21 protein-coding genes are annotated in these 22241 nt (G+C 31.1%); all 21 read right to left on the bottom strand.

What is annotated here, in order from left to right:
• The coding region (locus LCM02_RS01365; RefSeq protein ID WP_224926520.1) for a hypothetical protein at positions 1-673 on the bottom strand (673 nt) is incomplete at its 3' end.
• Between the two features lie 134 nt (positions 674-807).
• On the bottom strand, positions 808-3198 hold the full coding sequence (locus LCM02_RS01360; protein ID WP_224926519.1) for a GumC family protein: 2391 nt from the start codon (positions 3196-3198) through the stop codon (positions 808-810).
• Positions 3199-3295: 97 nt separating this feature from the next.
• Positions 3296-4798 carry a sugar transferase gene (locus tag LCM02_RS01355; protein WP_224926518.1) on the bottom strand — a complete coding sequence of 501 codons (1503 nt, stop codon included), beginning with the start codon at positions 4796-4798 and terminating at the stop codon, positions 3296-3298.
• Positions 4799-5079: 281 nt separating this feature from the next.
• Positions 5080-6444 (bottom strand): arylsulfotransferase family protein, encoded by a 1365-nt coding sequence (locus LCM02_RS01350; RefSeq protein ID WP_224926517.1) that lies wholly within the window; start codon positions 6442-6444, stop codon positions 5080-5082.
• Positions 6428-7915, bottom strand: a complete 1488-nt coding sequence (locus tag LCM02_RS01345; protein WP_224926516.1) for a hypothetical protein — start codon at positions 7913-7915, stop codon at positions 6428-6430. The genes LCM02_RS01350 and LCM02_RS01345 overlap by 17 nt, the downstream gene beginning before the upstream one ends.
• Positions 7912-8055: a hypothetical protein gene (locus LCM02_RS01340; RefSeq protein ID WP_224926515.1), complete on the bottom strand. Its 144-nt coding sequence runs from the start codon at positions 8053-8055 to the stop codon at positions 7912-7914. The genes LCM02_RS01345 and LCM02_RS01340 overlap by 4 nt, the downstream gene beginning before the upstream one ends.
• A gap of 46 nt (positions 8056-8101) precedes the next feature.
• Positions 8102-9040: a polysaccharide deacetylase family protein gene (locus tag LCM02_RS01335; protein WP_224926514.1), complete on the bottom strand. Its 939-nt coding sequence runs from the start codon at positions 9038-9040 to the stop codon at positions 8102-8104.
• A 3-nt stretch (positions 9041-9043) separates the two neighbouring features.
• The gene (locus tag LCM02_RS01330; RefSeq protein ID WP_224926513.1) at positions 9044-9808 is read right to left on the bottom strand and encodes a hypothetical protein; all 765 of its coding nucleotides are present in this window, start codon (positions 9806-9808) and stop codon (positions 9044-9046) included.
• A 10-nt stretch (positions 9809-9818) separates the two neighbouring features.
• On the bottom strand, positions 9819-10697 hold the full coding sequence (locus LCM02_RS01325; RefSeq protein ID WP_224926512.1) for a sulfotransferase domain-containing protein: 879 nt from the start codon (positions 10695-10697) through the stop codon (positions 9819-9821).
• A gap of 33 nt (positions 10698-10730) precedes the next feature.
• Positions 10731-11339 carry an HAD family hydrolase gene (locus LCM02_RS01320; protein ID WP_224926511.1) on the bottom strand — a complete coding sequence of 203 codons (609 nt, stop codon included), beginning with the start codon at positions 11337-11339 and terminating at the stop codon, positions 10731-10733.
• A gap of 1 nt (position 11340) precedes the next feature.
• A complete protein-coding gene (locus LCM02_RS01315; protein WP_224926510.1) occupies positions 11341-12405 on the bottom strand; it encodes an ATP-grasp domain-containing protein in 1065 nt (354 codons plus the stop codon).
• Between the two features lie 18 nt (positions 12406-12423).
• Positions 12424-13056 (bottom strand): PIG-L deacetylase family protein, encoded by a 633-nt coding sequence (locus tag LCM02_RS01310; RefSeq protein WP_224926509.1) that lies wholly within the window; start codon positions 13054-13056, stop codon positions 12424-12426.
• Between the two features lie 2 nt (positions 13057-13058).
• Entirely contained in the window at positions 13059-14144 is a 1086-nt protein-coding gene (locus LCM02_RS01305) for a DUF354 domain-containing protein (protein ID WP_224926508.1), read from the bottom strand.
• Complete coding sequence (locus LCM02_RS01300) at positions 14141-15169, bottom strand: lipid II:glycine glycyltransferase FemX (protein ID WP_224926507.1); 1029 nt, start codon at positions 15167-15169, stop codon at positions 14141-14143. The genes LCM02_RS01305 and LCM02_RS01300 overlap by 4 nt, the downstream gene beginning before the upstream one ends.
• Positions 15159-16094 (bottom strand): glycosyltransferase, encoded by a 936-nt coding sequence (locus tag LCM02_RS01295; RefSeq protein ID WP_224926506.1) that lies wholly within the window; start codon positions 16092-16094, stop codon positions 15159-15161. The genes LCM02_RS01300 and LCM02_RS01295 overlap by 11 nt, the downstream gene beginning before the upstream one ends.
• Entirely contained in the window at positions 16087-17172 is a 1086-nt protein-coding gene (locus LCM02_RS01290; protein ID WP_224926505.1) for a glycosyltransferase, read from the bottom strand. Before LCM02_RS01290 ends, LCM02_RS01295 begins: the two co-directional genes overlap by 8 nt.
• Positions 17169-17696 carry an acyltransferase gene (locus LCM02_RS01285; RefSeq protein ID WP_224926504.1) on the bottom strand — a complete coding sequence of 176 codons (528 nt, stop codon included), beginning with the start codon at positions 17694-17696 and terminating at the stop codon, positions 17169-17171. The genes LCM02_RS01290 and LCM02_RS01285 overlap by 4 nt, the downstream gene beginning before the upstream one ends.
• Positions 17697-17708: 12 nt before the next feature.
• Positions 17709-18422: a glycosyltransferase family 4 protein gene (locus LCM02_RS01280; RefSeq protein WP_224926503.1), complete on the bottom strand. Its 714-nt coding sequence runs from the start codon at positions 18420-18422 to the stop codon at positions 17709-17711.
• 567 nt (positions 18423-18989) lie between these two features.
• The gene (locus LCM02_RS01275; RefSeq protein WP_224926502.1) at positions 18990-19682 is read right to left on the bottom strand and encodes a CatB-related O-acetyltransferase; all 693 of its coding nucleotides are present in this window, start codon (positions 19680-19682) and stop codon (positions 18990-18992) included.
• Positions 19663-21030, bottom strand: coding sequence for a lipopolysaccharide biosynthesis protein (locus LCM02_RS01270; RefSeq protein ID WP_224926501.1), 1368 nt, complete (start codon positions 21028-21030; stop codon positions 19663-19665). Before LCM02_RS01270 ends, LCM02_RS01275 begins: the two co-directional genes overlap by 20 nt.
• Positions 21020-21982 carry an O-antigen ligase family protein gene (locus tag LCM02_RS01265; protein ID WP_224926500.1) on the bottom strand — a complete coding sequence of 321 codons (963 nt, stop codon included), beginning with the start codon at positions 21980-21982 and terminating at the stop codon, positions 21020-21022. The genes LCM02_RS01270 and LCM02_RS01265 overlap by 11 nt, the downstream gene beginning before the upstream one ends.
• Positions 21983-22241 lie beyond the last annotated feature (259 nt).

The raw sequence follows: 22241 nt of genomic DNA, 5'->3' as shown, positions 1-22241 counted from the left end.
AAACAGGTGGCTCTGGTGCATCAACATCTATTGTCCATCCTCGATTGATCAAATTTGTGTACCCATCATAGGATAAACTACTTAACTCATCTCCAGTCGATTGATTTCTTATCTGTAGATTTCCATCACTCGCACCATTAGCATCCAGATCATTCACTATCTTGTCGAGCTGATCCGTCGGAAGATCATTATTAATAACATATACAAAGTCCAGCAAATCATTTGCCGAAAAATCTATGGATGTTAAATCAGTAACATCAGATCGAAAACTTAAAAGGGAGGATAGCGAAGACAAATCAACTGTCCCTAAATTCCTGTTACCCCTTGAACTAAAATCAATTAAACTCGTGGCCTCGTTTATGTCCAACGAGATTATATTAAGGTAATCGAGCCAGAATTCCTGTAAACCACTAAAGTTATCAGTACTTGTGATTGTAATAATAATTTGACTGCCATCGTTAGAACTGAAATCAAAAATTGGGTCATTCACATTTTGATCTGGTGGAGAAACCAAACCATTATCGGCAACACTCCAATTTAAAACATCTCCATTATTAACAACTTTGTTCGGTGACCAATTAGAGCTCGTTGAATTTGTGATGACCGTAATTGACTGTCCGATCATTAAAAAGGGAAGAAAAATAAAAAATGTTAAGAGTAATTTTTTTATCATCTTGTACTGATTTAAATTTTAATATTTATTAAACAAATATAACATAAATTGTTTAAGTTAAAGAGACTATTTTTTCTGATTATGATCTTTTCTAAACAAAACAAATCAAGAAACTTTGAACTGCCATTATCGAATTAAAGGGTTGCTGCTTTTCTCGAAAACAAATTCTTGAAGAATCTCTTTTTCTTTTTTTCTCCATAACCATAACCATAACCGTATGTTCCTTTCGAATGATCCGTACCATTAAGTAGCAAACACATATTTGACAATTTATTCTGTCGATTTAATTTATCAGGGATATGAAGCATTCTCTTATCGAGAAAATTCGCCTTAATCACATAAACTGTCAATTCGGCAAATCTACTTATTTGAAATGTATCTGTTACCATACCTACCGGTGCACTGTCTACGATAATAAATTCATAATCATTTTTAACTTCTTCAAAAATCTCATCTACTCTTTTACTCATAAGAAGTTCAACAGGATTCGGAGGAATGTCTCCTGATAATATCAAACTAAGGTTTTCTATTTCAGCATGCTTATTAATTATATCTCGAACCCTTAATTCATTATCTTTTATGAAATTACTAACACCTTTAACTTCGTCCACGTCCATGTACTTTGCTATCTTGGGAACTCTGAGATCCATTGCTATGAGTAATGTTTTTTTTCCAGAAATTGCCAATGAGGATGCCAAATTTAATGCTGCGAATGTTTTTCCTTCACCGCTTTGAGTAGATGTAAAAAGAATAGTCTTTCCCCATTCCTTTCTATCTAGCATAAAACCAATATTTGTTCTTAAATACCTAAAGGCCTCTGCTATATTCGAAGTATCATTATTTGTTATCAACAAATCTCCTTTATTCTTTGAAAAGGGAACATCTCCTATAAATGGTATTCCCATTTTCCTCAGATCTTTCTCATCATGAACCTTAGTGTCTAGGAGATCCCGAACATAGATCACGATAAATGGCACTAAAATTCCTAAAATAATAGCTCCCAGTAGATTTGTTGATTTCTTCGGTGATATTTTCCCAGGTTTACTGTAGGCATTATCAATCACCTTGGCTTTATCAACATTAACAGCATTAGAAAGTACCGACTCTTCTCGCTTTTGAAGTAAAAAGAGATATAGAGCATTTTTTGTCTCCTGTTGCCTTACAATATCTTTAAACTCTCTTTCATTCTTAGGAACTGAAGCTATTCTTGAGCTAATTTTACTACTTTGAGTAGTTAACGTACCAACCTTGATTTCAAGTGACGATTTTTGATTATTTAAACTATTACTTAAATTACTTTTGTAATTTTCCAACTGCGAATCAATATTAATAATTATTGGATTTATTTCACTTGAACTCTTTAATATTCTGTTCCTTTGTAAAACCAAATTATTATATTGGGTGATCATGCTTATAATTGTCGGATCCGCTATCCCAACGTTTCCTGGCAACAATTCACCTGTGCGAATTGAACCTACTTCGTCAATCATGAGATTAACTAATTGAATCTGAGTATTGGAATCAACTAATTCCGACTCATTTGCAGAGGATGAATGAAGATAAATACTGGACCCGGTATTCACATCAATCATTTTATTTTTTGTTCGAAATTGTTCTGCAGTAAGTTCGATAGCGGCTAACTCTGTTTCTATTAAACCTATTCTAAGATCCAGAAAATCTGTCGTATTTTGTGCGACAAGATTCTTGTCGGTTATACCATCAGCATTGTATTGCTCTATCAAATTATTAATTAGAGAAATTCCTTTTTGCTTTACACTTTCATTTAAGGATAATATTAACACCTTGGACATCCTCTCATTAATAGGTTCTATCTCCAACCTCTTCATATAACTACTAACTACTCGATCAACTGGGTAAACGCTAATTATCACAGTTTCACCTACAAGTGATCTACCAAAATTAGGATTCAAGTTAACCACAAGATCCTTTCGAATCGAACGCTCTTCATTTCCTAATTCTGCAACAAAGGTTTCTCCAAATGCCTTTGAGCCATATGAAGCGTCCTCTGCATTTAAAAATAGAAATCGAGTATCCGAAAGAATTCTAATTTTAAAAAGAGTGGAAAAATCATCACCTATTAAGGTATCTCCTACAAAATCGAAGGTTATCGGGAAATTTGGATAATATTCTTTATCATATGGAGAATCCTCAATAAAATAATTTATATTAAACTCTAGTTCCTTGACCACCTTGGTCATTAGCCTGCGAGATTTCAAAATTTGGATCTCATTTTCCAATCTATTCGTCTCAGAACCGAAAAGCCCTAAATTTTCAAAAGACTCTAAATTCCCTATTGAGGATCCTTTTTCATTTTCTTTAATGAGAATTACACCACTTACCTTATATTGGGGAATTTCACTTCTAATTTTAATAAAGGCCAATGAAATAAATAATAATACACTGAAAACAAACCATTTAATATGTTTGAAATATTTTTCGAATATTTCCTTCATATTAATTGAGTCATCCAGATTATCTTCTAAAATCTTTTCCGATTTATTCAAATGCATGATTATACAATAAAGGTTATAAAACGAAATAAATATGAATAATATTATATTTCTTTGTGAAGATAATGATTAGTTTTATAACGATCTTTTATTAAGCACTCCTTTTATGAAAAAAAATAATACTAATTAAGGCCTTGAAAAAATACCTAATATCAGTGAAATATGGATTTCGAATTTTTTCTTGCAGATATTCCCTTTCAGCTTGTAAAACACTCATTACATTCCCATCACGATTCAATGCTACGTATGGAGGAATACACCCTGGCTTCTGAGTAAGTCTTAGCTTTTTCATTTCTGAAGGAATATCTTGAAAATACCTTTTTGATACAGGTCTTATTCCCACTAATTTCATATCTCCTTTAACAACATTAATCAACTGTGGGAGTTCATCAAGCCAAAAGCGTCTTAAAAACCTTCCCCACTTTGGGATTCTAAAATCATTAGCAGGTTTACCTGAACTTGAATAACCATAAGCACTTACCAAAAAATCCTGTAAATATTCACTATAAGGATGCATGGTTCTAAATTTATATACATAAATTATCTTGCCATGCTTTCCTAATCTAGGCATTCTATAAATAGGACCGTAGCTAGGACTTTCATTAAATTCAGGTTCTCTCTTCTTTTTAACAACGAAATACAATAATCCATCAATGGATTTAAAATCCATTATATCAAAGCCGCAACTCACCAATCTTCCTAAGCTTTCCGCTTTGGACAAAAGTCTATCACTGCCTTTTGTAAAATCAAAATAAAATCTCTTCGTAAACGAAACTTTTGGTAAAATTCTTTTAAAGATAAACTCTACCCCAAAATAAATATCACTAATTATAGGAATTCTGTTAACTCTCATCTTTCTTCTTCTAGCTTGAAAAGTCTCAACACATCCTACAAATATTCCATCATCCATCAGTTTTGAATTAATACATTCAAAGTATTTATTCACAAATCTAATATCGTTAACTTTCTTTGATCCTATTATCTGATTTCTAGATTGTTCATTATAATTTGACAACTCCTCAACATCAGAAATTATAGTTAATTTATCATCATAAAAATTTAAATAAAGAGATAGATAATCAAAAATTTCTGTTGACCCTAATTTTGAAACAGTGAGATCCTTATTTCTTGTCCATAAATATCTATTGTTCCTGACATTTTCTATTTGACTCTTTCTTAACTCAGTAAATTCCTTGCACCACCCCAAAAAAGTTTCATGAGAAATTCCCTCCCGATTACATATTTTTGCGATACTGGAAATACCAGTTTGCCCTTCGATTACAATTTGATATTTTCTTTCATTTGTAAATAATACGTCATGATCAGTTCCTGAATCAGTATTCTGATCGTATTCACCACTAAGAAATTCATTTGTCCATTTCGAAAAAACTTGAGTGTCGATATTTTCTCTAAAGCAAATTTCCTCAATTGATAATTGATTTGATTGACCTTCGACGATGATTCTCAATTTCTCTTTCCTTGAAAACACCTTTTCATCAAATCGATTTTTTGGTTTCGGATAAACTAGATTTTGCCTGAGAATCTTCTGCCGCAAATCTCCGATAAAGTTTTGTGTTTGTAATTTTGTTACCATAGCAATTATTTTTTTAAGCTCATTTTTGTGGATCTAGATACTTTTTTAGACACTAAAAATTCAATCAATTCAACCAGCCCAAATAAAAACAAATTGCTAAATAAAAAACTCGAGAAGTGATGTGAGCCTTTCTTTATAATATAATTTATCATGAGGGGCTGATAAAATTATTTCAACTTAACAATACAATATTTTGTAAAAATAAGAAAAAAAATCGAATTTCCATTTATTTTGCTAAAACTTCAATCTTTTTATGATCCGTATGAATAATTTTCATCATTTTATTGAAGAATAAACTTTTCCTCTTTAAACAGATAAACGTTACCCCAATTTGGTTGCATTGCCCAATCTTCATTTGAGAAATAAGGAATATAAAATTTTTCTATCAAATTTTTATTTTCATCATAAATATAATACCTACCCTTCCCGGTTTCCTCAACTAAAAGACCTCCACCTTCTATTCTTGTCTGCCTGCCTTCATACGGAGACTTAAAGTCTTTATCATATGCTGTATATGACTTATTTAAAGTGAAATCATAATACATTATATTACTTGTTGATTCAGGTTCATAAAAGCTTTCACCAAAAAACCATACGTTATTGTTAAAAACAGAAATTAAACTATCATTTTCAATATTTATATCATGTTGACCAAACCAGGGACCTTGTTTATACCAAATTATAGAATCGGTTTCAGGCCTGTAATTTAAAACCATACTTTGAGTTCTGAGACTTAAAAACACATCACCTTTTTTCCAATATTTGGAGTTTGATTTAGCTGGAAGTACATTATTTAAGTGATATGGATCTAAGCCATATTTATCATTATCATAATTAGGACTAGACCCAATTAATGATTTAAATAAACCACTTTTCTTAAACATCTCAGTTAATGGAATAAACTTTAATTCTTTTCCATCTCTTGATAGATGTAAAATGGCATCTTCCCTGTATTTAAAATAATTAGCACTTTCATTTTCAAAATCTAAGGAGCAAGTCCAAATATTACCATCATCATCCAATTCAATTGAATGGTGGACCAATCTATCACTTTTCCAAACTAAATTTGAATTTTTATCAATCTTATATAAATATCCCAGCGAACCACAATTAAACAGTAATGAGAAATCATCCACTATTGTAGGTTGCGTAGCATCAATAGAGGCATAATTCTTTTTTACTTTTTTTGTGAAATTTAAAGGGAATGATCCATTGTAAAATTTATTTTGAATTTCATTATCGATATTAATTAAATCATTCATAATTAATTCCATCGGAATATCCCATGAATATTTAATTTCCCCATTCTTGATATTTTGGAGATAAACTTTTCCACTTTTATCACCTAAGTATTTGTAAAATAAAAAAAATAAAGAATCACTAACTTTGGAATTGTCAGAAAACTTTCCAATTTGACGCAAGTCTTCTCTTTTGTCTATCTCAATAGCCTGTTCCGGTCTTACAAATGTTGATATATACCAGGATTTCATTAATCTCGGTAATTCATTCGCCTTAACTGCTGTTTTCTCTAAAATATTTCTATTATGATATTGCTTTTCAAATCCCTTTATACTAAAATAGCTTATGCCAATGAAAAACAAAATTAATAGTAAAAGCACACGTAAAATTCTAATGATTCTGTCCATCTAACATTCCATTAATTGATTCTTTCTTTAATTTTAAATATAATTCACTAAACTTTAAATTATAAACTTTGTTACCTGAATTTGACTTCATATCATATTTTCTTACTGATACTTTATCAGCACTTCCTTTAGGGAGATCCAACGAATCAAATAATATATTCAACGACTCAGCTGGAAATTCTACAAATGATTCATAACAAAAAAATAAATATTCCTCTTTTTTGCTACTAAATTTAGTGTAAATATTATCATAAAAATGAAACCATAATTCCATCCAATATTCAATTTTGTTTTGGGAATATTGTATTTCTAAATTGTGATCAAATTTGAATGGTTTTGCATTTAATCCAAATTCATGATGCACCAAGAAATTCATATAATCTAAAACAAAATCATCATCTGATTGCATGCGAGATAAAAACTTATGCTGCTTTAAAAGAGAGGCAGATTGTTCCAAAGGATTTCTAAACGGAATAATGGTTATTGTTTGATTTCCATTTTTCAGATCCAACAATCTCAATGATTCTGCTCTCAATAAATGATTATTATTTTTGGCTAAATAGATTTTTTCCTTTGAAACTAGTTTTCGAAATTTATTATACTTATCATATACATTTTCTGGTATATTATGTTGATTCAGAAAAGTGTCTGTAATATAATCTTGACCAATGTAATTTCTCCAAAATGGTTCTTCAAGAGCTTCATAAGAACGTATATTATGACCTACACCATCCTTATGATACCTTTCAACAGTTTTTGTATTATTTCCTGAAACAAAAGTCGTACCTGACTTAGGCAAAAATAAAAATGGAAGATTTTGATAAGATAAACTCTTAAAATCATCTAATTGACCTAAATATTGCATCAAAACTGTTGTACCTGCCCTTGCCAATCCAGATACATAAACATTCTTATTGTTTAAATTCGTATTCAATAATCTCTTGTTTATTCCAAATTCAAGTTTTAGAAGAAACAATGCCACATTCTTATTTCCAAGAAATACATAATGCAAAAATTTATCTATAGGTGAGTATACATTGTTCTTCTTAACAATTTTCTTTCGAAAAATTGACATAAAAACTAATGGACTGATCGTCCCAATTAGAAAAGGTATTTCAAAAATAAATTTTGCTCTGATATAATCTCCAAGATTCTCAATTTTAAAATTAGGAAGTTTTCCCGTTGTAAAAGCCATTTCAATTACTGAAGCAATAATCACCAATATAATTATGCTGGCAATTAAAATGAAAATCTTGGCGAGTACGACAACGATTCCGATAAAAACCCCTTTAAACTGGTTTTTGATCCGTGAAAATATTTCATCGTCATCCATCAATGGATGACCACTAAAGTATACAAATTTAGATGTAGATAAAATCCATGAATTTATGGAATCAGTGATTCCTGAAAGTTTTAAAATAACAAAAAAACCAAGGGATACTGATACGCCAAGAATGAATTCAACTATCACTTACTACTTCTTTTCTTTTTCAAAAATCTTTTTATTGGAAACCAAAGGAAAGTGAAAATCGTCACTAGTATAAGAACAATTACACCAATAACCACGATTATTGCTCCTCCTCCCAGTCCAGGTCCTAAATACAAATACATGATTCTTTATTTTAAATTAATATTTCAAAATGATAATATCGAAGAATTATTTATTCTCAGTTCTTTCCAATAAGCCTGAATTACTGCAATATTCTTTTATTGTGCAGAAGTTAAAACCTTGAGAAACAAAAAACTCAATTTGATTCTCATATAACTTAATACCATTCACACCTAAATTCTTCGATTTAAGTTTAGATCTCAACGTGTCTTGTAAAAAAGATGCTAATGGGTTCTCAGATCTTTTATTGATAATCTTGTTTTCCTCTCTTTCATCAATGAATTCATTAGGATGAGTTAAAAAAACAATTGGCTTTCCACTTCTTTCTGTTTCAAATGCCAAAAATCTTCTTTGATAAGAAGTTATCTTGGGAAAGATTCTCATAGTAGTACTCAAATAAGGTAATATCATAGCGCTTACAGGAACTTCCACTATTCCATTTTGCCCCTTGCTGAATAAGGAACTTTCTTTAGAAATGTATGGTAATCTTGGTGCAAATAGCCATTTGAGCTTCTTTAAACCTCCAAAGGACATGAACAAATCAAACCGCTGAGAGGCAATTGAACTATCAATCTTGTAATTACTTTCGAGAAGCGCCCGGCTTGTGTCACCATTAACTCTCAACGCAGGAGCCCTAAATGACACTACTTCTTTACCCGATAAATCTTCCAAAATCTTCTTCGATTCTTTCAAATGATGAATTTGCATATTTAAAGGCATAACATCAAATCCATGTTCTTTTTTATGAGACAGACCATGACTGGCAACTTCATGACCAAAAGGCAAGACCATTTTCACAATCTCCGGATAAAGTTTGGCAATATAACCTGTGAAAAAAAAAGTGGACTTTATATTATATTTTTCATAAAGATCAAGCAACATTGGCATCCCTTCTTTAAGCACCTTTAGTCCCGTTTCATCTCTTAAAGCATTGTGCCATATAGAAGTAGTTTCTACGTCATTTGACAATAAACAAAAATTATTCATAATTTATTTTCTTATCCGAATGAGAATTGCTTTGACCACATTTTTCATGCTTTGCCAGACTAGAATATAAATCCATAACAAGCCAAATTTGGACCAATTATGTGGATGAGTATTAATAATTATTTGATCCGGCATCAGATTGTTTTTAACAAGGTAAATCATTTTATCAATACTTGAGGCATCTAACTCATATTTTGTTTCAACTTTATCCCTAACACTTACATTTCTATTGTTCCATGATCGGGAAGCATCTGTAATATAAAATACCTCGTCATAATTTACATCAAAATAAGGTTCCGCAATAATTCCGTTTTTTTTATAATTATATTTTTTCCAAATGTCTCGATTATCAATTTTGTTTTCCGGACTTCCATGCATACAAATTGTTGAAACCGGATAATAGGACCTAAAATAACCCAAATTCTTTAAATATCTTTCATAAGCCTTTTGAAAATTACCTTTACTCGCACCTAAATCCTCGTAATGATAACCTATTTCATGGCCAAGAGCGGCTATTTTTTCGATAATATTTTTTACATTACTTTCAGGTACAATTCGAAAATAATATGATGCTTTCGCGTTTACTGTACTCTCAGCTTTTGCTAGATCCAATGAATGTGCAGATCTTCTGTCTACGTCATGTCTTAAAACCACAACTTTCTTCTTTGGATTTTTAATGAATTGCTCAAAAGTTTGAAATTGATATCCATCATCATTTAAAACTTTTAATAATTCTTCATACTTTTTAAAGGTAAAATCCCAATTCATTTTCCAATTTTTATTTCCAGTTCTTTAAATCAATTTTTGCTAACTCCTCCATTTCAACGTTATAATCTTTATAATATTTCGTTAAACCATTCTTTACTTCTTCTTTTAATGGTTCAAAAGAATCTCCACCAGAATTAAGACTATGAATCCAATCTACAGTTTTTTTGTAGAATCTTGCAGGAAAAATAAACTTAAACCAAGACAATAAAATATCGGCGTTTCGAATTTTGCCAAGAATCTCAGAATACCATTTATATTTAGGTTTTTTCGAAAGATTATGTACTTTATTCGTATTTGGCTCAAAGGAAGAGTCAACTCCTATCCATGAAAAAATATCTTTACATACCTTTTCTGGGTTTTCCTTTAAATCCTCAAAAAGTATCACTTTAATATTGGTTTTATCAAATAATTCAAGCATTGTCTTATAATGAACAGAGTACTTTCCCAGCTTTAATACATGGTTGAAAAACTTACCTTCACTCTCAGAATAATCCTCAAATTTGAGAATTCTTTCAAAATCCAAATCATGATAATACCCTTTTCCCAATTCAAACTTATAGTGAGAATAGGCCCTATTTACGGGGTTTCTGATCAAGAATACAATTTTACATTCGTGATTATGATCTTTAATTCTTTTCAAATTACTTTCAAGTAAATAAGTACCTGCATCCTTCGCAACTATACATTTTGCATTATCGACATCTCCAACATTCATGTATTTGTCAAAAATTGCCTCAAATCCCTTACTATACTCTTCTTCATTCATGAAAAACTTCATATCCCTTTGGACATGCCCCAAAATATCAGGATGCTCATTTAAGTAATTCTTTAATGAGGTAGTACCTGATTTGTGCGCCCCAACAATCATAAGGTTTATTTTCTTCGACATTTGATTCCTTAATTTTTTAAGTAATAAAAAAGTTTATTCACCTTCGAATAATTCATCCACATAAATGAAGTCAATGTTAGCGTTTATTGCACAACATTTATCGCTTTCAGAATCACCAATTAATATCGCGTTTGATCCATGTAATTGATGATTTGAAAATATGGTAGCAATCGCCTTTGGACTCGGTTTCGGTTCTATTTCATTTGCAAATACAAAATGTATATTATTGAGACCAGTCCAATCAATTTGTTTAATTTTATTCTTCTGTTGTTGAACGTTTCCATTTGTTAGTACAAATGTTTTCTTTTTACAAGTTATGAGCTGAAGAAGAAATGACCTCATTTTCGGAAATAATAACATCGGTGCAGACATAACATGAGTTCTCATGATTAACAGAAGATTTGAAAGTAAAGCATCATTAATTTCGAAATGTGTAATCATTTTAGAGAGTAATTTATGCCTACCTCTTTCATTAAATTCATTGATCAGATAGTTCTCTACCACTTCAGATTCAAATTCGTATCTAGAAGAGATAAACTCTGAAATCTCACGATATACAGAAAATAAATACACATTTTCGTCGTAAAGTGTATTATCTAAATCAAAAATATAGCAATCATAATTCAGCAAACTACTGTTCATTTTAAAAACGTATTGATTCTAAACCTTCTCTTCCCGCTCCAATTCCACCCCAAAATCTAAAGAATTTGTAATTCCAATCCACCTCCATATCCGCTATCTCCTCATTTAACAATAGTTTAATTCCGTTATAAATTATATTAGCACCAGCCAGGGTTGACATAATCATAGTGCCTTGAATTCTAGGATTAGATTCGAGAATTTTAGGAGTACCTTGTGCATCAAGCTTAAATTGAAAACCAAAGCAATATTTAAGATCTATTTGTTTTGATAATATTCTACAATATTCTATTATTTCCTCATTTTTTTCAATTGAACCGTTGAAAGTTATTCCACTTCGAACCAAATTCCGTATCCTTGGAATCTCTATTGAAAAATTATCTTTTCTTAAAACATCAACAGAGTATTCTTCTCCAGGTAAATATTCCGTTACCAGTAAACTTGGAAAATTTTCACCCAATACTTCTAGTAGGTTCTTCATTTTAATATTAAGGGAATTTGGTTTTTCCTCATAAAACATTTCTTTCAAATCCAGATTCTCATCTATAATCCTTACCCCACGCATACCATTCGATACTGGTGGCTTTATAACTATCTTCTGGTCTGGCCATCCCAAGAGTTTAGCAGAACGCAGAAGATCATCTGCTGTTTCCACCAAATAAAAGCTAGCCACAGGAATGTTGTTTTCCTGACAAACATTCATTAATTCATGCTTATTGTTAGCAACATTTATAGCTTCATGAGATGATAATAAAACTTTAATCCCATTTTTCAGAAAATTTTCCTCGTGCTGCGATAATAAATTCAATTCTGCGGTATTTTGAGGAACTATAATACCAATTTTATTTCTCAAACAAATATTGGTTATTGCATCCAAGTAATTTGATGCTTGTTTTGCTGGAGGGATCTTAATAAATTCATCAGCTAAAAATTTTCCTACCACCTCTTCATTCATGTCTGTTGTGAAAATTTTGAACTTTCTTTTGTCATAGTTGTTTCTTAGAGAATATATCGTTCCCGATATCCCTGGTGATCCCGCACCTGTTACCAATATATTTGTTGAATTCATGTTAATTAATAAATAAAATTATACGATCCATTTAATTACCTCAAAAGCTTCCGCATACTCTGAATTAACCTGAACACCTCGAGTCCTCGCCAACCCATTTATGAATTCCTCAGAAAAGTAGGATCTATTTTTAACTATCTGAGACTTATAACACTGCAAAAGCTCTATTTTCTTTCTAAGATGCCTCTTTTCACATTTAAAAAAAAGCTGAGTGTTAAAGGTTATATGATTCCAGGGTAATTCGTAACTAATAATACTTGAAGAGGACTTAAAAGCTCTTACCATTTCATTAGCTACGATCTGATGATCCTGATGAAAATCGTTAAGGGATGGTCCGATAACCAATTCTGGTTGAAATGAGTTTCTGATTTTTACCAACAATTCAAGAATCTCTTGCCTTTTTTCATGTAAGTACCTAACTTTAAAATGATTAATTATCACATTTTTTTTTGAAATATTAAGTTTATTAACCACATTAAGGAATTCATTCTTAAGGGTATCTACAGACATTTCCTTTGGAATTGATTCTTCGGCTGTTGAAAACACTACCCACAATATGTTTTTTTCTTCCTCAACAAATCTTGAAATCAAGGCTCCACAACCTAGTTCTGCATCGTCAGTATGTGGGGAAAGAATCAGAATATTTTTCATAATTAATTATTTAAAAATTGTCTAATAAAATTATTATCTTTTTTTATTGCGTTAAAACTGCTTGGATAACACTCAACAAACCAAACCAAAAACTGAGTTAAGTCGATAAACTCGGACAGTACTTGATCCCTTTTCTTTTTCCAAATTTCCTTTGATTTGTCAGTTTCAATTAAAGAGATTACATGATTCAAAATATCATCATCATATTTCTCATAGATCCATACCAATCCTGAATTGTGTTGAGCCTCCAAAGTCCCCATAGAACCTTTAGGCAATCCACTAATCTGTACCGCTGGAGTACCTAAAATAAAGCACTCTGATGTCATCGTTCCGCTTTCCCCAAACAACAATGAGGAATAATACAAGACGCTATGCATATCAATAGCATTGATATTTATCCTGAAATTTTCCAATTCTTTTGGTAAATCACCTTCAGAAGAAATAAAAACTATGAATTTTTCTGAAAGCTTGTTCACGATACTAATCTTGTCTTCATATGATAATCCTCTAACACCAACATCATGAGTTGCCTTCCAAGAGATAAATCTGATAACAACAAACTTATCTTCATTTTTAATACCTAATTTTTTCAAAATGGAGGGGTCAGGCGTAAAATAATTCTTGTTCAAATAGGCGACTTCGTGATATCCCGGATATCTGATTTGCTTACTCCCGTAATCTTCCTGAAATGTTTCTGAAGTCAAAACGACGTCAGTAAAAGGCAAATATAGTCGTACTTGCTCTATGTTTCCGGTATCCTCCAATGAAATGTGAGGTTTTCTTATAAGAAATGAAACGTGAGATGCGTAAATTGAGCCAGAACTTAACAATATATCCGGTTTAAACTTTAGGGCAATTCTTAAAAGTTTAACGTTGAATTTAAATAAGCCTAATATTTTACCTGATAAACTTGAAAATTTTTTACCGAAGTTTATATATTCAAACCTCAATGATTCCAATAACTCAATTTCAAATTCTTTATCTCGACATGTAAAAAGAATTTGATGCCCCTTCTTTTGCATTTCAAATGCAAAATTCTTCAATAAATGAACATGTGCAGGATGATTTATATCAATTAAAATTTTCATTGAAACTTAAATAATTTTTTTTTCATCTTGAATCCGAAATTTGCCAATTCGTATAAAAACCTATTATGAACAATTTCAAATCTTCCTAAATTAACAAGATCTCCTCCAAATTTCATTTTGTGATCCCTAACCCCATACGGTACGTTTGGTTGTCCAGCACCTCCAAAATCAAATACTTCAAATTTATGATCTATACCCCATTTCATTATTTCCCATGGAAGTACGTCATTAGGTCGATAACTCAAATATTCATCACTTGAACCCGTATACCAATCATAAATTCTCTTATTGTAACAGAGCACCATTCTTGCGGCAATCAATTCTTCATCCAAAAAAAGGCCAAAACAAAGAATATCCTTTTTCAAATGCAAGATTGAGTTTTGAAAAAAATCTATACTATGTAGAGGTAAATTAATTCTCTTATATACATCGAGAAACAACGCATAAACATGCTTAAGGTGATTCTCATTGGCTATATCAATCTTTCTAGAGTATACTTCCTTTCTGTATGCCTGATTAATACTTTTCCTTCTTACTCTTTTCATTTCCTTCCATAAGACGTCCTCTCCTTTTTTCAAATTGAGAAGAATGTTAAGGTGCTCTAAATAAGTAAACCCATTTTGACTAAAAATTTTCCGACTCTTTCCCCAGTCTTTCATATTTCTGAATTGGGAGTATAATGCTTTTGAATGCATCATTCTTTTATAGAAATCTAATATTGTCCCTAAAACGAATTCATCATTATTCAATATAACAGGCCCTCCATAAACAATAGATCGGGAAGTTAATTTTTTCAGAAAACTTGAATAAAGTGTTTGAATTACCGAGACTTGAATTCCTAAAATTTCTCCATTTTTATCAATGACGGCAATAACATAGGGGTCGTACTTTGGTGTGTCCAGATAAACCTTAAACATATCAATTGATTGAAATATATTTCCATATGGATGCAAATCAATAAAATTCTTCCATTTGTCCTTGTCAATCTGCTCCCAATTGTCAATTATTTCAAATTCAGTTTTCATCCTTGTATTTTACTGATTTATATATTTCTGTCAATTTTTCGGCAATTATCTTGTTATCCAAATGTTGAATTTTACTTCGCCCGTTAGAAGAAATATTCTCTTTTAACAATTTCTCAATTTGAACTGCTATTTTTTGGGGGTTTCTTTCCACAATGTAACATCCGGTAGTACCTTTAGTAACTTCAGAAACATCCCCTACATCTACCGAAATGATAGGTGTATTGGTTGCCATAGCCTCTTTAATAAATTGAGGAGAGCCTTCCGTAAATGATGTCATGATTACCAGATCAACAGAATTCATTAAAAGTGCAACTTCAGATCGAGAATATCCTTTAAGTTCTATCAATTCGACATCTTCTGAATCCATTATTTCAATCGCTTCCTTAGCCAATCCATAATTCTTCACCGTATTGTTAAAGGATGAAGAAAATAAAATGTACTTTTTATTAACATCTAAATTCATTTTACTCCTTGCTTCAATTTTATCTATAGGGTAAAAAACTTCCATATCTACTCCACAAGGAAGAATGATGGCGGATTTTTCATGCATTATCTCGGCTAACTTTTCTGAAACATAAATTGATTTATAACTTAATTTGTTGGCTAAAAAAGAAAAGAACCTTTCTTTTTTATTATTAACATCAGATCCATGAAAAGTCGTAATTACAGGAACTTTTCGCTGTAAAACAGAAAGCATTCCACTTAATCCATAATGCGCATGAATCAAATCCGGTTGAAATGAGTTCAATTTGGATTTAAGCAAATTCAGATTATTCAGGTAACCTAAAACTCCATTTCCTTTGATCATAAAAAAATCAAATTCTAACAGACTCTGTTCCAAAGCTTCCACTTGATCAAGCACAAATGGACTTTTAGCATTTGAATTTCCACTGATGACAATTAATATTTTAATCTTTCTATTCATATTTATCATAGATTTCTTTAAAACCTTTAATCATATTTTCAATATGGAAATTTTTATTTATTCTCCTAAATGATTCTATTCCCATTCTCGCTCTCAATTCATCATCTTGTAATAGATTCCGTACTTTTCTACTTAGATCAATAAAATCCTTATCTTTAATTATATATCCATTAACATTGTTGGCAACAAGTTCAATGTTCCCTCCATTGTCATTTGCAATTACCGGCTTTTTAAAAGCCATGAATTCCATTAACGCATTTGAAATTCCTTCCCCATGCTCATCTGAATTTGAGGTTAAAACCCCCAAATCACAAATATTCATAATGGATTCCACATCCTTTTGCTTCCCCAAAAAAAGTATTTTGTTCTTCATGGTATTTGGAACCATTTCAAAATATTTTGAAAAATCTCCATCTCCTACACATAAAAAACTAACGTCATCTTTTTCAGATAAGACAAGTTTCGCCGCCTCTATGAATGTAGTATAATCCTTTTTAGAAGAAAAAGTAGCCACCATAGCAACAACATATCTAGTCGTTATTTTGAATTGATCTCTAATTATTTTTTTCTCAATTAAGTTTTCAATTCTATTAAAATCAAAACCATTATAAATTACCTTGCTTTTTTCCTTTGGAGCATTATAAGCCTTTAAACCTGCGAGAGAATTTGATAGGAGAATATCAGAGAATTTAAATGTTAATTTTAACGATGGTTCGGGCGGCAAAATGTTTGGTGGAGCATCAGTAATTTCACTATTTATCATAGGAATATTAAGAAGTAATTTGGTCGGTATGGCATAAATCGCTACCATTCTTCCCCAAACATGAATGAAATCTGGTTTGAATCGCCAAGCGATTTTAAAAAATTGAATGAAAACTTTTGGGTCTCTGGATTTTTTTCTCAATAAATAGTGTATTTTAACATCCATATCCAAAATCTCCTTATAGTTAATATCTTTTTTCGTAGTAACAAGTTCGATTTCAAATTGGTCGTACAATAATAACCCCTTAATAAGCTCTGTTAGTCGCCTTTCCTTACCTCCCGAATGTAAACTTTCAATAAAAAAAAGTATTTTCATTCTTCTAAGTGTTTTAATACTTCGATTTTTCTTTTCAAATAATCGCTTTCAGTTATGAATGCTGCTTTCTTCAAAACATTCTGTTTATATTCATCTAAAGATTTCAATTTTTTAGCTGGTGCTCCGGCAATAACAGAATTTTCTTTGACATCTTTTGTGACAATACTGCCAGCCGCAATAACAACATTGTTTCCTACTGTAACTCCAGGCAGAAAAATTGTTCTCGCGCCAATGAAAACATTGTCTCCTATAGTAATCCTTCCGAAAACATTAATTCCCGGATATTCTTTTCGGAAAAGTCCTACTCCACCATCATGTGTTATAAATGCAACGTGTTGAGTGACAGTGACATTATTACCTATGCTAATGAGATAGGGTTCCGTTCCCCATTCTGGTTTCCCTGTAAAACGAACATTCTTACCGATCGAAACTCCATAAACTTTTCTGTATATCTTCGCTCTCTTTTCTGATCCAGATATACTTATCATAAAGTTGTAATATTTTTTTTTTAAAATTGAAACCATATGGAATTATTTTTAATTTTTAGAAACAAAATTCGTAATAAAAGTTTCAAACTCTTTCTTATAGCTATTCTTATCAAAATACTTTAAGCCTAATTCATATCCTTTATAACCTATTTTTTCGGCCTTTTCAGGATTATCTACAACTATTTGCATTTTTTCAAGAATACCATCACTCGCGTTTAATTCTGCCACTAATGCATTCTCACCATCAGTGAAATAATTCTCAACTTCACCAACTCTATTCGTAATAATTGGATTTGAAGAGGCTAAATATTCAGATATTTTATTTGGAAATCTTGCGATATCCTGTAAACTATTCGAAAGAGGAACTATCAAAGACTTTGCATTTACATAAAGCTGAACAAGGTCCTCATATGACAATCCCGAATAGATAAAGATCTTATTTTTTTTGGGGTGTATTTCAACATTGTTTCTAATTTTTTGGGTCCCGCTTCCATGCAGCACTAAAACCAAGTTGAAGTTTTCTTCTTCCAGTTTTTTAAATGCATCCAAAATTTTCATAACAGGTTGATAATAAACTGATGATCCGACATAAAGAAAATAATTGCCTTGATTTCGATCCGAATCTATTGAAAACAAATCAAAATCCGCGATAGGGGGTATTTTAAGCATTTTAATGTTTCTCTTTTTCCTAACATGCTGCCATAAATAGTTGCTGATCGGAATCAAGCCATCAACTAAAAACATATAATAATTATCAAACATCCAATCATTAATTCTTTTAAAATAACTATTTCTACTTTTAAATCCAGATCTTAATTCTACGTAGTGCCCGATTAACGGTAAATTAAAAATTTTTGAATAAATCCTATATCCCAACAGTTCGAAAAAACTACCTCTAGGATAAAAAATTAAAACATCAATATTCTTTAAAAATCCAAGTTTTAACAAGTAATTAAATTCATATACTTTCCCATAAATTTTATAATACCTTCTTTGGAAAAAATTCTGAGGTTTGAAAGGGGTCGGGGTAGTAAATCTATATTGCAATCCTTTATAGATACCTTTATTCTGTATCCATTCAGTATCTTGCGATCTGTTTAATGAACGATTACTAATCAAGGTGAAAGAAAACTTGTCTTTTGGGAGCATACTATAAAGGTTAAAATATCTATTAACAGATGCTGTTTTGAGTTTGGGAAATCCCGATGCTCCTACATGAACAAGATTTAATCTTTTATTTCTTGATTTAACTTTCAAAATTAAAGTCTATTTAAAAGATTAAATTTAAAATTATGATAAATTCTATGAAAGATAGTGTCATGAATCTTTTTACTTTTCATCATTAAATAAGTCTAAAAATTTTTCTTTATCCAAAAACAGTTTATAGTTCTCCTCGATCCACGACTCCTCGAAATCCCACCATTTAATCTTTTCTAACTTTTGAATAACTATTGGATCAAGCCTCATTTTTATGTGCTTTGCAGGAATTCCCCCGACAATTTCATAAGGTTTTACGTCTTTTGTAACCACCGCACCGGCAGCAATAATGGCTCCATTTCCAATTTTCACCCCGCCCATAATGATTGAATTACTTCCTATCCAAACATCGTTACCTAAGATGATAGGACTATATTCTTCAACAAAATTTGAATCCGCGAAAGTTTTAAAAGATTTCTTATTGGAATAAAACGCAGGATGTGTAGACACTAAATCCGTTGGATGAATTCCCATACCCAATGTAACATTTGATCCTATGGAACAATATTTTCCAATAATTGAATGTGTAATTCTCGTATTTGAATTGACATAACTGTGATCTCCAATTTCGGAGTTGATCAATTGTACTTCATCACCAAAGTGATTAAAATTTCCTATTCGAGAATTAGTTATAGTTACGAAATAGTCCAGAGATAAATTTTCTTTTTTAAATTTCTTCAGGAGTTTTGACCTTTTTAAGTGGGCATTAAAAAGGTAGGGCCTCAATATGAATGAAAAATACTTTTTATTTATTCCAAATGCCATGAGCTCTATTATTAATTAATTTATAATAATGAAAAGGTGCTACAAAAGGAGAATAAAAATTTGATACTATTGATGCGATAACAACACTTTCTATTCCCCAATGCAGAATTTTGATAAAAAATATTGTTATTGGAATGAAAATTGTAGCTCCAATTAATAATGAATACATCTGAACTTGTAATTTTCCCACGCCATTGATGAACATGTTAAAAACACTTCCAAACGTAAACAATAGGAAATAAATTATCAATGAAATTTTAAGTCTATCAGTGATATTTATAGATTTCATTTTTTCCGTTCCTAACCAAACATCAAAAAAAGTATCTGAAATTAAATACAAAAATAATGATATAAATACAAGTCCCATCCATATATAAAACAGATTCCGAACCGTTTTTTTTACCCAATTTAGATCCATTTTCACCCACGCCTCAGTGAATGCTGCCCAAAATGGGGCAACAATAATTGCAAATACCATATTGATCATTGAAAATAACTTGTACGCAAGGTTGTAAGGAGTAACTTCTTCAGGGCCATAATACTGGGCTATGATTATATTCGAGGATTGAAACATTACGAGAGCTGAAATCTGAATCAAGAAAAACTTAAATCCTAGGTTCAATAAGTCTTTGGCATATTTGAATTCAATATGATTTATGGAAGGAGCAATATGTTTGTAATCAGAATTGTAAAAATAGACCGTTGCGAATATTAAAACTAAAGTAGGAACAATACTAAGTACCCAGCCTAAATATAATAAAGATCCCTCGGTATATAAGGTGAGAATATAGATTACAATTAATTTGATCAAGTTACCGATCGGGCCAAATGCTCCTGCAATTGCAGGTCGTTGATCGGCTCTCAAAATAGTTCCTATCAACTTCAGAACGAAACGCATAAAGAAAAAACCAAAAACTATTAGAGCCAAATTCGTCAAAGTTGGACCCAATTCTTTACCGGTATTTAATATTATTGTCCAGTCAATAAAGAAATTAGCAAAAAAGAATATTACTGCAATTAAACCAATGACCATACTCAATATGGCATAAGTTGTACTCACGTAAATTCTAGCCATCTTATTATCATTTTTCGCTAATGATTCGGCAAGTTTATTCTTTAATCCATTTCCTAATCCTATTTCGAAAAATGTAAACCAGGAAATAAATGAAGTAAGAGTAATCCAAATTCCATATTCCGTCTGATTCAAATAATTTAAAGTAACTCTAATGAGCAAAAATCCCACTATTATGCTCATCCCTTTGATAGCAAAAGAAGTGAAAATGTTCTTTCTTGCCTTCACCGTCCTCTCATGTCCCTTAAAAATATTTGAAATTTTTCTATAAAGCATAATCTGCCTTCAATTCTTGTTTGTAATATTTATTGGCTAAAAGAACGATAATAAATCCCATTTCGAAAACTGAGAACCATACTAAAGTCAAATTTGCAACTGCAAAACCCAGCATTCCAACCATTGGAGCCCAAGCTTTTGTGATTTTTGCATCTTGATATAATCTCTTAAAAAGTAGTATTAAAAACATAATAAATGCCGCTCCACCCACAATTCCATACATGTAAAATAATGAAAGATATCCAACATGAATTTGAGAAGAATGCCCTCCAAGAAATCTTCTAAGTTTGTAATCCTGTTCTCCGCTTCCTCCCATACCATACTTAATATTTCCTTTTCCAAAAACTGGATCTCCTTGCCAGTATAACGCATCAAAGGCCTTGAAAGCCAGAATTCTTGTGCTTGCTGAACCACTCATTAACCCTCCTTTTCTTTTTTCAAATACTCTATCCATAATAATTCCATCAATATTGATGTTAAAGGGTTTAAGCGAGTAAACTAAAAGTGTAAACAGCAATGGGGCTAAAATCAACAACCTAAATACTAACAATCCCAGATTCTTGCTATAAATCATATAAATAATGCCAACCAACATTGTGTTCACCATTACCCATCTGGACTTACACAATAAAGAAAATATCAAACCAGCGATTAACCAAAGAACCGTCGATTTTTTGTGCCTTAAGTTTTCTTCAATGACAAGGATAAAAACTGGAACAAAACTAAATCCGATAGCCAATAAATCCAGCCAGGAATAAATTGATAATAACCGATCCTCATCACTAGTTCTTGAATGTTCTAAATTGATCAAATCAGTTCGGATAAAAAAATTAGGATTGATAACCTGTTGAATAAGTATAACCGCGAAAGCAATAAATAAAACAATTTTGCTAATCTTCAAAATTTGTTTAAAATATTTCTTTGGAATATCAATGTTTTCAATGATAAACATAAAAAGTAACCCACCGATCATTTTGTTCGAAAATAACCATATTGTTTTGAATTCCCTACCCAATATTTCCATCGTAGAAAAAAAATCGTAACAAATGAATAAAAAATAAAAAACCAGATAAGCCGGAAGTTTGAGAGATTTTGATCTTCCTTTGTAAAGTAATACAAGAATGGTTCCAATGTACGCTAAAAGCGTCATTACCTTAAAAAAATCCATATACCCCAAATATATATACATTACAAATGCAACAAATGGACCA

It is taken from the genome of Lutimonas saemankumensis, from assembly GCF_020171465.1.
GTDB lineage: Bacteria > Bacteroidota > Bacteroidia > Flavobacteriales > Flavobacteriaceae > Lutimonas > Lutimonas saemankumensis.
Note: the sequence above shows the minus strand (reverse complement) of the source record. Positions and strands in the feature narration are given on the sequence as shown.

What these genes read in the sequence shown, in the direction of transcription:
- LCM02_RS01355 (WP_224926518.1), bottom strand. Translation starts at nt 4,798, where the DNA reads ATGGTAACAAAATTACAAACACAAAACTTTATCGGAGATTTGCGGCAG.
- LCM02_RS01350 (WP_224926517.1), bottom strand. Translation starts at nt 6,444, where the DNA reads ATGGACAGAATCATTAGAATTTTACGTGTGCTTTTACTATTAATTTTG.
- LCM02_RS01340 (WP_224926515.1), bottom strand. Translation starts at nt 8,055, where the DNA reads ATGTATTTGTATTTAGGACCTGGACTGGGAGGAGGAGCAATAATCGTG.
- LCM02_RS01335 (WP_224926514.1), bottom strand. Translation starts at nt 9,040, where the DNA reads ATGAATAATTTTTGTTTATTGTCAAATGACGTAGAAACTACTTCTATA.
- LCM02_RS01330 (WP_224926513.1), bottom strand. Translation starts at nt 9,808, where the DNA reads ATGAATTGGGATTTTACCTTTAAAAAGTATGAAGAATTATTAAAAGTT.
- LCM02_RS01325 (WP_224926512.1), bottom strand. Translation starts at nt 10,697, where the DNA reads ATGTCGAAGAAAATAAACCTTATGATTGTTGGGGCGCACAAATCAGGT.
- LCM02_RS01320 (WP_224926511.1), bottom strand. Translation starts at nt 11,339, where the DNA reads ATGAACAGTAGTTTGCTGAATTATGATTGCTATATTTTTGATTTAGAT.
- LCM02_RS01315 (WP_224926510.1), bottom strand. Translation starts at nt 12,405, where the DNA reads ATGAATTCAACAAATATATTGGTAACAGGTGCGGGATCACCAGGGATA.
- LCM02_RS01310 (WP_224926509.1), bottom strand. Translation starts at nt 13,056, where the DNA reads ATGAAAAATATTCTGATTCTTTCCCCACATACTGACGATGCAGAACTA.
- LCM02_RS01305 (WP_224926508.1), bottom strand. Translation starts at nt 14,144, where the DNA reads ATGAAAATTTTAATTGATATAAATCATCCTGCACATGTTCATTTATTG.
- LCM02_RS01300 (WP_224926507.1), bottom strand. Translation starts at nt 15,169, where the DNA reads ATGAAAACTGAATTTGAAATAATTGACAATTGGGAGCAGATTGACAAG.
- LCM02_RS01295 (WP_224926506.1), bottom strand. Translation starts at nt 16,094, where the DNA reads ATGAATAGAAAGATTAAAATATTAATTGTCATCAGTGGAAATTCAAAT.
- LCM02_RS01290 (WP_224926505.1), bottom strand. Translation starts at nt 17,172, where the DNA reads ATGAAAATACTTTTTTTTATTGAAAGTTTACATTCGGGAGGTAAGGAA.
- LCM02_RS01285 (WP_224926504.1), bottom strand. Translation starts at nt 17,696, where the DNA reads ATGGTTTCAATTTTAAAAAAAAAATATTACAACTTTATGATAAGTATA.
- LCM02_RS01280 (WP_224926503.1), bottom strand. Translation starts at nt 18,422, where the DNA reads ATGTTTGATAATTATTATATGTTTTTAGTTGATGGCTTGATTCCGATC.
- LCM02_RS01275 (WP_224926502.1), bottom strand. Translation starts at nt 19,682, where the DNA reads ATGGCATTTGGAATAAATAAAAAGTATTTTTCATTCATATTGAGGCCC.
- LCM02_RS01270 (WP_224926501.1), bottom strand. Translation starts at nt 21,030, where the DNA reads ATGCTTTATAGAAAAATTTCAAATATTTTTAAGGGACATGAGAGGACG.
- LCM02_RS01265 (WP_224926500.1), bottom strand. Translation starts at nt 21,982, where the DNA reads ATGTTTATCATTGAAAACATTGATATTCCAAAGAAATATTTTAAACAA.